Raw genomic sequence first — 12,029 nt, 5'->3', positions numbered from 1 at the left:
GGTTCGTGCGCGCCTGACTGCTGCTGACACGTCACGGGCCGTCGCCCTTCCCGGGTGGCGGCCCACCCCAACGAATTCACGGAGACACCTATGACCGACATCACGCCGACCGTCCTCTTCGTCTGCGTCCACAACGCAGGCCGTTCCCAGATCGCCGCCGGTTACCTGCGCGAACTCGGCGGCGACCGCGTCCGAGTCCTCTCCGGCGGATCCGAACCGGGCACAGCATTGAACCCGGTCGCGGTTGCGGCGATGGCCGAAGAGGGAATCGACATCTCCGAGCAGGTCCCTTCGATTCTGGAGACCGAGCAGGTCCGCGAGTCGGACGTCGTGATCACCATGGGCTGCGGCGACGCCTGCCCGATCTTCCCCGGCAAACGCTACGAGGACTGGGAACTCGAGGACCCCGCGGGCAAGGACATCGACACCGTCCGTCGCATCCGCGACGACATCCGGAGCCGCGTCGACGGACTGATCGCCTCCCTGTCGATCTGAGGTCAGGCCCGTCCGCGCCAGGGGTCGTATTCGGCGAGGAGGGGGCCCTGTGCGGGTCGGTCGCCCTCGGGCACGTGCTGGAGGTTGACCCGGACGCGGTACCAGAGCGAGCTCGCGCCGCGCATCCCGTCCACGAGCTCGTCGGCGGGATGCAGCTGACCGGCGGCGACCGGGTTCTGCGCCCGCCACTGTTCCAGCGCTGCGAGCGCCTCGGGCTTCGTCTTCGTGCGTGCGATTTCGATGAGGGGCATCTGCGAGACGCGGCGGCCTCCGCCGTCGGCGGTCCGCGGCGGCTTCTCCGACGGCCCGAGTCGTTCGGCGAGAGCGAGCAGGGCGTCCAGCGAACCGACCGCGTCGTCGATGCCGGCGTGCGGATCGCCGCGCTCGGCGAACCGCTGCAGCACGGTCGGCACGGTGAACTCCTCGGGGCGCCGCGAGCGCACCTCGTCCCAGTCGAGCGGCGTCGAGACCCGGGCATCCGGCAGCGGCCGGATGGAGTAGGCGGACGCCACGGTACGGTCCTTGGCGTTCTGGTTGAAGTCGACGAAGACGCTCTCGCCGCGCTCCTCCTTCCACCAGCGCGCCGTGGCCAGCCCGGGCGCGCGGTTCTCGACCTCCCTGGCGAGCGTTTCAGCGGCGAGGCGCACGTCGGCGAACCCCCAGTTCGGTGCGATGCGAACGAGGATGTGGAGACCGCGTGAGCCGCTCGTCTTCGGCCAGCCGACGAGACCGTGATCCTCGAGGACCTCACGTGCCGTGAACGCGACGTCGACGATCTGCGACCAGTCGACGCCGGGCATCGGGTCGAGGTCCACCCGCAGTTCGTCGGGATGGTCGAGATCATCGGCGCGCACGGCGTGCGGGTTGAGGTCGAGGCAGCCGAGGTTCGACACCCAGACGAGTCCGGCGGCGTTCCGGAGGACTGCCTCTTCGGCCGAGGTACCGCGCGCGTAGTGGAGCGTCGCCGTCTCGATGTAGCCGGGGTGATCATCCGGGACGCGCTTCTGGAAGAACGGCTCCTGCGCGATGCCTTTGACGAAGCGCTTGAGCACCATCGGGCGCCCGCCCGCGCCGCGGAGGGCGCCGTCGGCGACGGCGACGTAATAGCGCGCCAGGTCGAGCTTGGTCAGGCCGGGCTCAGCGAAGACGACCTTGTCGGGATGCGAGACGCGCACCTTCTCACCGGCGACCTCTAGGAACGTCTCGGATCTCGACGACGGGCTCATGCCACCACGGTAACCGCGCCAGCCACCGCCGACCAGGGCCGGACTGCTGACCTCGACCCGCCGGTTTCACGCCAGCGGGCACGAAAGGGACTCGGTCTTCGGCACCAGTTCTCCGAGGCGATCGACTACCCCGGCTACGGGTCATACGTGCCCTGACCGCTCGTAGGGTGATCGGCTAGGGTCGCCCCTATGGCTATGCACGTCGACGAGCTCCACATCGAGGATGCGCTTGTCCAGCAGTTGATCGTCGAGCAGTTCCCGACGTGGCGGCACGAGCCGATCCGCCGCGTAGCGAGCACCGGAACCGTCAACGCGATCTACCGGATCGGGTCTGAGTTCACCGCACGGTTCCCGCTCCGAGACATCGACCCGGCGGACGTTGCGGCCGACATCGCCCGGGAAGCCGATGCGATGCGGGAGCTGGCTGCATGCTGCCCGTTCCCGACGCCCGTCCACGTCGCGATGGGTGAACCCGGCCACGGCTATCCGCTGCCGTGGTCCGTGCAGACGTGGCTGACCGGGGACGTTGCGACACCCGATGGTTTGGCCGGGTCCACGCGATTCGCACGAGATCTCGCTGCCCTGCTGAAAGCGTTCCGTGGCGCGGATACCAGAGGGCGCGGGTTCATGAGTACGGGGCGCGGCGGTCGGTTGCAGGATTCCGACGAATGGATGGACGTCTGTTTTCGCGAGAGCGAAGGTCTGCTCCCGGTCGAGCGGCTCCGTGCCCTCTGGAACGGGTTCCGCTCCCTTCCGCCGGCCGCCGAAGTCGTCATGAGCCATCGCGACCTCATCCCGGCCAATGTCTTGGTCGATGGTGAGCGACTCGCCGGGGTCCTCGACGGCGGCGATTTCGCGCCGGCCGACCCGGCGCTCGACCTCGTCGCCGCCTGGCACATGCTCGACGCCGATGCCCGTGCGACCTTTCGGTCCGAGCTGGGATGCGACGACGTCGAGTGGCAGCGTGGTGCGGCCTGGGCGTTCCAGCAGGCGATGGGCCTCCCGTGGTACTACCGGGAATCGAACCCCGAAATGAGCGCTCTCGGCCGCAGCACACTGACCCGGATACTCACCGACCCCGACGTAGCCGGCTGAGCACCGAGTACAAAGAGACCAGCGAGGGCGGCCTCGCCCTGGTGGTGTCCCCTGATCGGGTTACGCAACGGTCAGCCAGTGGTCGATCGCGGTTCACTCGTGCGTCGTTTTCTCGACGATGCGGTCGGAGACTGTCGAAGCATGGACTCTCGTGCAGACAGTGTGACATCTGGCCCCCGTGAAGCGGGCCTCTCGCGGCGCTCTCTTCTCGCTGCGATCGGAGCCGGTGCTGGTGTGGCGCTTCTTCCGATGGTCTTCTCCGAGGTGTCTGCACAGGCGGCTACCACTGCTGGGACGCAGACCAAGGCGATCACGGGGCACCTCGTTCCTGGTTCTCCGGACTTTGTCTACCTGCCGGTGGTCGTCCCGGCGGGTATAGCTCAGATCTCGGTTTCGTACACATACTCGAAGCCCGCCGTCCCGGCAGGAACACCCGGAAACGCGTGCGACATCGGCATATTCGACGCGCGCGGTATCGATGTCGGCGGCGAAGGGTTTCGCGGTTGGTCCGGCGGATTCCGCACAGAGTTCTCCATCAGCCGCTCGGACGCGACACCCGGTTATCTGCCCGGCGACGTGATGCCCGGCACGTGGCACGTGGTGCTCGGCCCTTACCAGGTCGCACCTCAGGGCATGGACTACCAGGTCCAGGTCACCCTGGTCTCTGGCGCGCGCGGCGCTGCATTCAAGCCGTCCTACCCCGCCACGACTGCCTCGGGGCGCGGCCGCGCTTGGTACCGCGGCGACTGTCACCTGCACACGGTGTACTCCGACGGACGTAATACGCCTGACCAGGTCGCAGCCGGCGCCCGCGCCCGCGGACTCGACTTCATGGTCTCCACTGATCACAACACGACCTCATCGCATGGTGTCTGGGGTCCGCTCGCGGGGCCGGATCTCTTGATCATCACCGGCGAAGAGGTCACGACTAGAAACGGTCACTGGCTCGCACTTGGAACTCGACCTGGTGACTTCATCGATTGGCGCTACCGGGCGCGGGACGGCGTGTTCCCGAAGTTCCAGGAACGGGTTGAAGCCGACGGGGGCCTCAATGTGTCGGCACATATGTACTGCCCGTGGATTGCGAGCGAGTGGAAGTACGGCTGGGACGGTCTCGACGGCACCGAGGTTTGGACCGGTCCCTGGGGCTGGGACGATGACGCTGCGGTCTCGACCTGGGACAACCTGCTCGCGGAGTCCGCACGCACAGGCAAGAAGTGGTTGCCCGCGTTTGGGAACAGCGACGCGCACAACCCGACCGATGTGATCGGGCTGCCTCACAATGTCGTGCTGGCGGACGATCTCTCCCGGACTGCGATCCTGGCGGGGCTGAAAGCCGGGCGGTCATGGCTCGCGGAGTCAGCCGATGTCGATCTGACCTTCGTCGCCGCGACGTCACGCGGTGTCGTGGCCGGCATCGGCGAGACGTTGCGGGCCGCGCGCGACGAAGACATCACTGTCACCGTCGACGTTTCCGGTGTGCCCAATGGCACGGTTCGCCTCTTCACCGACGAGGGTCAAATGCTTCAGTCGACCCTGCCCGCGTCCGGCGCCGCAACCATCACTTGGCTCACGCGACCGGAGATCGCCGCCTATGTGCGGGCTGAAGTCCGCCACCCCATGGCCGACGGATCAGCCGGTGCAACATCCATGGGGCCAAAGCTCAATTTCGGGTCGATGGCAGCGATGACCAACCCGATCTGGCTGCACACAACGAGTTCCCGTGGCGGCCACCCCGGCCCGAAATGACCACCTGAACAAGCTTGAATCGCACACCGAGGACGGCGTGGTCGTGCCTCAGGCAGTGAGCTGAACCGCTAGCTCGGAGAGTCGGTCCTCGAGCGACTCCTCGTGCGCCGTGATCGTGACAACGGCGTCGCCGTGCACAACGACGAACTGGCCGTATCGTCCCTCGAGTCGCCAGGCCTCGTCCGGTCCCGCCCAGGTCGCCAATCCGTATCGGTCCATCGGTGACGGGCGCCCCGTTGCAACCCAGGAGGTGTGCATGGCGTCCACCCAGCCCGGTGATACGAGAACGTCGCCCTTCCAGCTCCCGCGATCGATGAGTACATCGCCGATGCGCGCCAGTTCGTCGGTGCGAAGTTCAAGGCCGGTGCCGCCGATGATGAAGCCGAGCGGGCAACGATGCCACTGCGGGTTGTCGATCTCCAACGGCTCGAACAGGCGTGGCATCAGCCAGTCGCGAACATCACCCACCCGCTCGGCCAGCATCCGCATCGCCACATACGTGCTCACGTCGGAGTACTGGAACCGACGACCGGCAGAGGGACGGCGCAGCATTTCCGCCGCCAAGTCGGGCCACGGGATCGGCTCGTGGCCGAACCACAGGAAGTCGATTCCGCTGGTCATTGTGAGCAGTTGTCTGAGGGTGACGTCACCGACTCTCTCCCCGAGAGCGAAGTCCCCGAAAACATCGATGACGCGCAGGTCCAGGTCGAGCAGGCCCTCATCGATGGCCATGCCAGTGGCCAACGCGCACACACCCTTGGACACCGAGTACAGGTTTTCGCGATCATCGCTGCGCCAACGGTGCGACGCCGTCTCCCGGCCCAACCGGATGTGGACACCGTAAACGCCCAGCCCCTCCGAATCGACCGCCGCCGTGAACTGCGCCAACACCGCTTCAGCAGAGGTCGCCCCCATAAACGTTCATCCACTTCTTCTTCGTTGCACGGAAATCACGGCCCATTGGTCCGCGAAAAGATCCCGCCGGCCATCGCACTCGATCCGCATGATGCCAGGCAACCTGCGGCCATGACCGGAGCACTCCAGGCGAGTCACGGTTTGCCATCGACCCAGAGGATAAGAGACCCGTTCAGCGCAGGCTGTCTCGTCGCCCTCATCGTCGCCCTCGAGCTCTGGGCCTACATCGCTCTCAAGAAGAGGCACTGGTTCTAGAGCATCCGGCGTCCTGGAACCGTGGGAGCTACTGTATTCCGTGAGGATGAAACGTTTCCACTCGAGGGGGATCGATGTCGACGATCAAGGATGTCGCCGAGCGCGCCGGAGTCGCATTGGGCACGGCATCGCGCGTTCTGAGCGGAAGCGCCCAGACCTCTCCCGAGTCCCGGGCGGCCGTCCTCGCCGCGGCGGCGGAGCTCAACTATGTCAGGAACGGGACGGCGCGGGCGCTGCGCCGGTCCCGCACAGAAGTGCTCGGGCTGCTGGTGTCGGACATCCGCAACCCCTTCTTCTCCGAACTCGCCCACGCCGCGGAGAGCGAGGCGATGCGGCGGGGATACGCGGTGCTGCTGGCGAACGCCAACGAGGACGCGGCCCAGGCAGACGAATACTTGCGCATCTTCGCCACGCAGCGCATCGACGGGCTGCTGCTCTCTCCGCAGGGGCCGATCTCCCCGCAGCTCGAGTCGCTGGTGGCATCGAGGCTGCCCGTGGTTCTGCTCAATCGGAGCCTCGACGGTCTCGACGCTCCTCTCTTCTCCACCGACAATGCGCAGGGAGTCGCCCTGGTTCTCGATTGGCTGCAGGGTCGCGGTCACACGGAGGTCGCGTTCATCGGCGGTCCGACCGCTTTCTCCACGGCCGCGGAGCGCCGGGTGGCCTATCTCGCAGGCCGCGAATCGCACGGCATCAGCATGGATGACCGGCTGATCGATGAGGGCGATTTCCTCGCCGACGGTGCCGAGGCCGCGATGCTCCGCGTTCTCGATCGGGGAAAACGGCCGACGGCAGTATTCGGTGTGAACGAACCGACGACTCTGGGGGCGGTGCGCGGTCTGCGACGCCGTCTCGGTGCCGTCGAAGCCGCGCGCGTCGAAGTCATCTCCTTCGATGACGTGGACTGGTTCGAGCTCGCGACCCCTCCGATCAGCGCTGTGCGGATCGGAGCCGCGGAGATCGGGCGGCTCGGGGTAGCCGGGCTCATCGACCTCATCGAGGGCCGCCCGGTGAGCTCGCGGCGTGTGGCCACCAGCCTCGTGGACCGCGCGCTCTCCTGAGTCGCGCGCTCGACTTGCAGATCGGGAGCGACTGATGCATCATTGACGTCGACGCCGTGGAATCGTTTCCATGGAAACGTTTCACGAGGAGGTGCACATGGCTCGCGCAGAAGGATCGGCTGTCTTCGTCTTCGGCAGCATCAATGCCGATACGTGCTACCGGGTTCCGAGTCTGCCGCTTCCGGGGCAGACCGTTCTCGCTGCCGGTGCCCACGCGTCGCCCGGAGGCAAGGGCGCCAACCAGGCCATCGCCTCTTCGTCTGCGGGCGCACCGACCATCATGATCGGCGCAGTCGGCGACGACACCGAAGGGGCGGCCATGATCCGGGCCCTGGGCGACCACGGCGTCGGTGTCGACGGCATCGTCGCACGGCCGGATGTGCTGACCGGCCGGGCGCTCGTGCTCGTCGACGACGAAGGCGAGAACTCGATCGTGGTGCTGCCGGGCGCCAATGCCTTGCTCGACGACACCATCGCCGTCGCGGAACTCGCGACCATCGGCGCAGGAGACGTACTCGTCTTGCAGAACGAGGTGAGCGCTGCCGCCAACCGCGCCGCTGCCGACATTGCTCGCAAAGCCGGTGCGGTGGTCGTCTGGAATGCCGCACCCGCACCCGTCGCTTCCCAGGACCTCGTCCACGACATCGACCTGCTCGTCGTCAACGAGAACGAACTCGCTCAGCTCGCGGCACTCCTCGGTGTCGAACAACCTCGAAGCGACGGAGCGGACGACACCGCGCGCCTGCTCTCAAAGACGGTCGATGCGATCCGCCACAACGGAGACAGGGCGATCGATGCCGTGTGCACGCTCGGCGCCGACGGGGCCGTCTACGTCTCGGCCGAGGGCTCCGGCCGCGTCCGCGCTCCGCGAGTCGACGCGGTCGACACCACGGCCGCCGGTGACACGCTCGTCGGCTATCTCGCCGCGCATCTAAGGCTGCCACTGGGCGAGCGACTCGAACTCGCCGGAGCCGCAGGGGCACTGGCCGTCACCCGCGAGGGTGCATCTTCGTCCATCCCCGCCCTGCGCGACGTCGAGCGGATGCTCGCAGCCACCCCTGAAAGGACTTCCGCATGAGAGTAGCCGTTGGAGCCGATCACGCAGGCTTCCCCCTCAAACAGCGCGTCATCGACGCCATCGAGAGGCTCGGCCACACCGCGATCGATTGCGGCACAGACAGCACGGCTCCGGTCGACTTCCCCGACATCACCCAGGCGACCTGCGCCCGCGTGCTCGACGGGAGCGCGGAGCGTGCCGTGCTGGTCTGCGGAACGGGAGCCGGCGCCATCATGGCCGCCAACAAGATCCCCGGCATCCGCTGCGGTCTCGCCAACGAGTCGTACTCAGCGCATCAGGCCGTCGAGCACGATGACGCGAATGTCATCGCTCTCGGGGCCTGGCTCGCGCCGTCCGCATTCATCGACGACATCGTGGCCGAGTTCCTTGCGGCCACGTTCGACGACGATGTGGACACCCGCCGCCGCGTGGCGAAGCTGAACGCTCTCGACCAGCTCGTGCCCGAGACCTCCATCGCTGCAGACCACTAACCCCTGACCCCTACCCCTCCCCAATCGATCAAAGGAGATCCATCAGTGACGAACACCACCACGATCCGGCAGACATCTGCCTTGGGATCGAAAGACCGGAACAAGACGGCGATCGCAGCCGCCCTGGGCACGAGCGTCGAGAACTACGACTTCATCGCCTACGGCACCGCATCGGCCCTGTACTTCAGTGCGGTCTTCTTCCCGGAGAGCGATCGCTTCGTCGGCACCATGCTCTCGTTCGCGACCCTTGCCGTCGGCTTCCTGATGCGCCCGCTCGGCGGCGCGATCGGCGGCTATCTGGCCGACAAGTTCGGCCGCAAGCCCGTTCTCGTTGGTGCGATGCTCGTGATGGGCGGCGCCACCTTCCTCATCGGCTTGCTCCCCACGTATGCCACCGTCGGCGTGCTCGCCCCGATCCTGCTCGTGATCATCCGAATGATCCAGGGCCTCGCGTTCGGTGCCGAGTGGGGCGGCGCCATCACCATGACGTATGAGCACGCCCCGTGGAACCGGCGCGGTATGTATGCGGCCATCCCGCAGTCGGGCAACCCGCTCGGCATCGCCCTGGCCAGCGCCATGTTCCTCATCTGCGCCAACCTCGAGGGCGACTGGCGCTGGCGCATCCCGTTCCTTCTGAGCGCTGTTCTCGTGATCGTCGCCCTCATCGTGCGCTCCCGCCTGTCGGAATCGCCCGAGTTCGAGGAGGCGAAGGCCGAAGGCAAGATCGAGAAGAACCCGTTCCTCACCACCATCCGGCGCGACTGGAAGAGCGTCCTCCGCGTCATCGCGCTGCGCATCGTCGAGTCGTTCGCCTACTACTCCACGGCTACGTACTTTCTCAACTACCTCACCGAGCGATTCCCGGACATCCGGCCCACGGCACTCGGAGCCCTCACCGCTGCGAGCATCGTGGCGATCGTGATGACCTTCCTGGCGGGCTCGCTCACCGACCGGGTCGGGCGTCGCCCGATCTACATCGTCGCCTGCATCGTTGCGATTCTCTTCGCGTTCCCGATGTATCTGCTCACCAACGAAGGCACGCCTGCGCTCGTGATCGCGGTGTTCATCTTCGGCATCGGTTTCATCCACGCTTCGCTCACGGGCACCCAGGGTTCGTTGCTGACCGAGCAGTTCGGTACCTCCACCCGCACCTCGGGCGCCTCTCTCGGCTACCAGATCGCCGCGGCACTGGGCGGCTTCGCGCCTCTGCTCGCAGCCGCTCTCGTGGGCTGGCTCGGTTGGCCCGGCGCATCGCTGCTCTACATGTCGGCGGCCATCATCGGACTGATCGGCATCCTCGTCACCCGCGAGACCTACGGCCGGGCCGAGCGTGCTCGTATCAACGCCATTGTGGCCGAGGAGCGTTCGCGGGTCTCCTGAGGCACTCAGCTCGAGCGCCATCGCCTTTCCGCTGATCGGCGATGGCGCTCGACCACTGCGAGAGTGCCGGCCAGCACGATTCCGATCACGCCGAAAACGACGGCGACGATCGGCGGCGCGAGAACGCCGAGCGACGTGCCCATTGCGGCCGCCGACACGCCGGTGCCCACAGCTGTCCCGAGGTTGAACAGGGAGGTGGCCATCGCGCTGGCGAGGGTGGGTGCGCGATGCCCGTAGCGCACGGCGAGCGAGACAAGCACGGGGTTGGCGGAGAGCCCAGCGAAGCCGAGGATCGTGAACAGCAGCACGGTCAGCAGGGCCACGGATGAGCCGAGCACCAGCCCGATCGTCACCACCGCGGTGATCGCCCCCGTCACCACCGGCGTGCTGTAGGGGTGGGCATCGCCCGCACGCCCCCCGAGGAGCGAGCCGGCGAACGCCCCGATCCCGAAGAGCAGGAGCACGAACGGGATCCAGACGGCGGGAACGCCGGCTCGCTCGATCAGGGGCGCGATGTAGCTGTACGTCGACAGCACACCGCCGGTGACGGTGGCGCAGATGGCGAGCACCAGCCACAGGCGTGGTGACCGGAGTCCGGCGAGCTCGGCGCGGATCGACGGTGCCGCCTGGTCGGGTCGATCGGCGGCAATCGTGCGCGCGACGGTGGCGGCGGCCACCACGGCCAGAGCGGCGAGGGCCCAGAACGGCCCCCGCCAGCCCAGCAGCTGGCCGGCCCACGCGCCCAGGGGTACGCCGAGCACGTTGGCGAGCATCCCGCCGCCCAGCACGATTCCCAAGGCCCGGGATGCGGAACCCGGGCCGGCCAAGCGCGTTGCGACGACAGCGGCGACCGCCCAGAACGCACCCGTCGCGAGGGCTGTCACGAAGCGCGCGACGAGCAGTACCTCGAAGCTCGGGGTGATGGCCGCCACGATGTGACCCACGGCGAACACCGCGAGGGCGAGCACGAGCGTCAGCCGCCGGGGGAGGTGGAGGGTGAGCAACGCCATCGCCGGCGCGCCGACGATCATCCCGATCGCGAAGACGGTGATCGCCGTGCCGGCGGTCGCCGCGGACACGTGGAAGTCCGCTCCGAACTCCGGGAGGAGGCCGGCGATGACGAACTCGGTCGTGCCCATCAGGAACGTCCCGGCGGCGAGCACGTAGATGGCGCCGGGAAGTCGCCCACGGCGACGGCCGAGGGTCTGAACGGGCGCGGGGTGGGTCGTGTGCTCAGTCAACGGTGAGCAGCACCTTGATCGCGCGGCGTTCGTCCATCGCCCGGTAGCCCTCCGCTGCATCCGCGAGCGGCAGGGTGAGATCGAAGACCTTCCCGGGGTCGATCTCCCGGTTCCAGATGAGCTGGATGAGGTCGGGGAGGAAGCGGCGGACAGGCGCCGGTCCGCCGTGCAGGTGGACACCGGAGAAGAAGAGCTCCTGGCCGGGGAGCTCCACGTCGTGGGAGACGCCGACGTAGCCGACGTGTCCGCCGGGTCTGGTGGATCGGATGGCCTGCATCATCGACTCCTGCGTTCCGACCGCTTCGATCACCGAGTGCGCGCCGAGACCGTCGGTGAGCTCCTTGATCCTGGTCACGCCGTCGTCGCCGCGTTCTTCGACGATGTCGGTGGCGCCGAACTCGCGGGCGAGCGCCTGCCGGTCGGCGTGACGGCTCATCGCGATGATCCGCTCGGCTCCGAGCTGCTTGGCGGCGAGCACGCCGAGAAGTCCGACCGCGCCGTCGCCGACGACCGCCACGGTCTTGCCGGGGCCGACCTCGGCGGCGACGGCGGCGAACCAGCCGGTGCCGAGCACGTCTGAGGCCGCGAGCAGAGAGGGGATGAGGTCGGCATCCGGCTGTCCCGGCGTGGCGACGAGCGTCCCGTCGGCAAGCGGGATGCGCGCGAACTCCGCCTGGGCGCCGGTCGGGGCTCCCGGCTCGCCGTGCACACAACGCGACTGGTATCCGGCCCGGCAGATCTCGCAGGTGTTGTCGGAGGCGAAGAAGGAGCCGACGACGAAGTCACCGACCCGGACGTTCTTCACGTCGTCCCCGATCGCCGTCACCACCCCGGCGTACTCGTGGCCCATCGGGGTGGCGTCCACGTCGTCTGCTCCCCGCCACGGCCACAGGTCGGATCCGCAGATGCAGGTGGCGGCCAGCCGGATGATCGCGTCGGTCGGCTCGACGATGGTCGGGGTCTCGCGTTCCTCGACCCGGACGTCGCCGGGGCCGTACATGACTACTCCACGCATGGTGCTCCTTGTCTTGAATGTCGTCTCACCAGTCAATGCGATCGCCGCA

Annotated in this window: 12 protein-coding genes; 8 read left to right on the top strand and 4 right to left on the bottom strand. The window is 67.5% G+C overall.

Translation table 11 applies throughout. The annotated features are described in order from the left end of the window. Positions 1-90: 90 nt before the first annotated feature. Positions 91-495 (top strand): arsenate reductase ArsC, encoded by a 405-nt coding sequence (locus tag AC1DB1_RS02855; RefSeq protein ID WP_477199719.1) that lies wholly within the window; start codon positions 91-93, stop codon positions 493-495. 2 nt (positions 496-497) lie between these two features. Here AC1DB1_RS02855 and AC1DB1_RS02850 read toward each other — a convergent pair whose 3' ends face one another. Beyond that, positions 498-1,721 (bottom strand): DNA polymerase domain-containing protein, encoded by a 1,224-nt coding sequence (locus AC1DB1_RS02850; RefSeq protein ID WP_477199718.1) that lies wholly within the window; start codon positions 1,719-1,721, stop codon positions 498-500. A 195-nt stretch (positions 1,722-1,916) separates the two neighbouring features. Between AC1DB1_RS02850 and AC1DB1_RS02845 the strand changes: the two genes are divergently transcribed. Both AC1DB1_RS02845 and AC1DB1_RS02840 read left to right on the top strand, forming a co-directional pair. Beyond that, positions 1,917-2,816, top strand: a complete 900-nt coding sequence (locus tag AC1DB1_RS02845; protein WP_477199717.1) for an aminoglycoside phosphotransferase family protein — start codon at positions 1,917-1,919, stop codon at positions 2,814-2,816. A 234-nt stretch (positions 2,817-3,050) separates the two neighbouring features. Continuing rightward, on the top strand, positions 3,051-4,565 hold the full coding sequence (locus AC1DB1_RS02840) for a CehA/McbA family metallohydrolase (protein ID WP_477199716.1): 1,515 nt from the start codon (positions 3,051-3,053) through the stop codon (positions 4,563-4,565). 48 nt (positions 4,566-4,613) lie between these two features. Here AC1DB1_RS02840 and AC1DB1_RS02835 read toward each other — a convergent pair whose 3' ends face one another. After that, positions 4,614-5,480, bottom strand: coding sequence for a serine hydrolase domain-containing protein (locus AC1DB1_RS02835; RefSeq protein ID WP_477199715.1), 867 nt, complete (start codon positions 5,478-5,480; stop codon positions 4,614-4,616). A gap of 111 nt (positions 5,481-5,591) precedes the next feature. On the opposite strand from AC1DB1_RS02835, the gene AC1DB1_RS02830 reads away from it, so the two are divergent. From AC1DB1_RS02830 to AC1DB1_RS02810, 5 genes are all read left to right on the top strand, one after another. Continuing rightward, positions 5,592-5,735 carry a hypothetical protein gene (locus AC1DB1_RS02830; protein WP_477199714.1) on the top strand — a complete coding sequence of 48 codons (144 nt, stop codon included), beginning with the start codon at positions 5,592-5,594 and terminating at the stop codon, positions 5,733-5,735. Between the two features lie 74 nt (positions 5,736-5,809). Then, the gene (locus tag AC1DB1_RS02825) at positions 5,810-6,796 is read left to right on the top strand and encodes a LacI family DNA-binding transcriptional regulator (protein ID WP_477199713.1); all 987 of its coding nucleotides are present in this window, start codon (positions 5,810-5,812) and stop codon (positions 6,794-6,796) included. Between the two features lie 97 nt (positions 6,797-6,893). Further along, a complete protein-coding gene (locus AC1DB1_RS02820) occupies positions 6,894-7,874 on the top strand; it encodes a ribokinase (RefSeq protein ID WP_477199712.1) in 981 nt (326 codons plus the stop codon). Then, positions 7,871-8,344 carry an RpiB/LacA/LacB family sugar-phosphate isomerase gene (locus tag AC1DB1_RS02815; protein ID WP_477199711.1) on the top strand — a complete coding sequence of 158 codons (474 nt, stop codon included), beginning with the start codon at positions 7,871-7,873 and terminating at the stop codon, positions 8,342-8,344. The genes AC1DB1_RS02820 and AC1DB1_RS02815 overlap by 4 nt, the downstream gene beginning before the upstream one ends. Before the next feature lie 45 nt (positions 8,345-8,389). After that, positions 8,390-9,724: an MFS transporter gene (locus tag AC1DB1_RS02810; RefSeq protein WP_477199710.1), complete on the top strand. Its 1,335-nt coding sequence runs from the start codon at positions 8,390-8,392 to the stop codon at positions 9,722-9,724. A 5-nt stretch (positions 9,725-9,729) separates the two neighbouring features. Here AC1DB1_RS02810 and AC1DB1_RS02805 read toward each other — a convergent pair whose 3' ends face one another. Further along, complete coding sequence (locus AC1DB1_RS02805; RefSeq protein WP_477199709.1) at positions 9,730-10,965, bottom strand: MFS transporter; 1,236 nt, start codon at positions 10,963-10,965, stop codon at positions 9,730-9,732. Beyond that, a complete protein-coding gene (locus tag AC1DB1_RS02800) occupies positions 10,958-11,980 on the bottom strand; it encodes a zinc-dependent alcohol dehydrogenase family protein (protein WP_271176837.1) in 1,023 nt (340 codons plus the stop codon). The genes AC1DB1_RS02805 and AC1DB1_RS02800 overlap by 8 nt, the downstream gene beginning before the upstream one ends. Positions 11,981-12,029: the final 49 nt, after the last annotated feature.

The sequence above is a fragment of the Leifsonia sp. 10N434 genome (assembly GCF_056394405.1).
This window is presented reverse-complemented; position numbering and strand designations above follow the sequence as displayed.

Bases quoted from the DNA above. Each gene is read 5' to 3' on its own strand.
- AC1DB1_RS02855 (WP_477199719.1), top strand. From the start codon at position 91: ATGACCGACATCACGCCGACCGTCCTCTTCGTCTGCGTCCACAACGCA.
- AC1DB1_RS02850 (WP_477199718.1), bottom strand. From the start codon at position 1,721: ATGAGCCCGTCGTCGAGATCCGAGACGTTCCTAGAGGTCGCCGGTGAG.
- AC1DB1_RS02845 (WP_477199717.1), top strand. From the start codon at position 1,917: ATGCACGTCGACGAGCTCCACATCGAGGATGCGCTTGTCCAGCAGTTG.
- AC1DB1_RS02835 (WP_477199715.1), bottom strand. From the start codon at position 5,480: ATGGGGGCGACCTCTGCTGAAGCGGTGTTGGCGCAGTTCACGGCGGCG.
- AC1DB1_RS02830 (WP_477199714.1), top strand. From the start codon at position 5,592: ATGACCGGAGCACTCCAGGCGAGTCACGGTTTGCCATCGACCCAGAGG.
- AC1DB1_RS02825 (WP_477199713.1), top strand. From the start codon at position 5,810: ATGTCGACGATCAAGGATGTCGCCGAGCGCGCCGGAGTCGCATTGGGC.
- AC1DB1_RS02820 (WP_477199712.1), top strand. From the start codon at position 6,894: ATGGCTCGCGCAGAAGGATCGGCTGTCTTCGTCTTCGGCAGCATCAAT.
- AC1DB1_RS02815 (WP_477199711.1), top strand. From the start codon at position 7,871: ATGAGAGTAGCCGTTGGAGCCGATCACGCAGGCTTCCCCCTCAAACAG.
- AC1DB1_RS02800 (WP_271176837.1), bottom strand. From the start codon at position 11,980: ATGCGTGGAGTAGTCATGTACGGCCCCGGCGACGTCCGGGTCGAGGAA.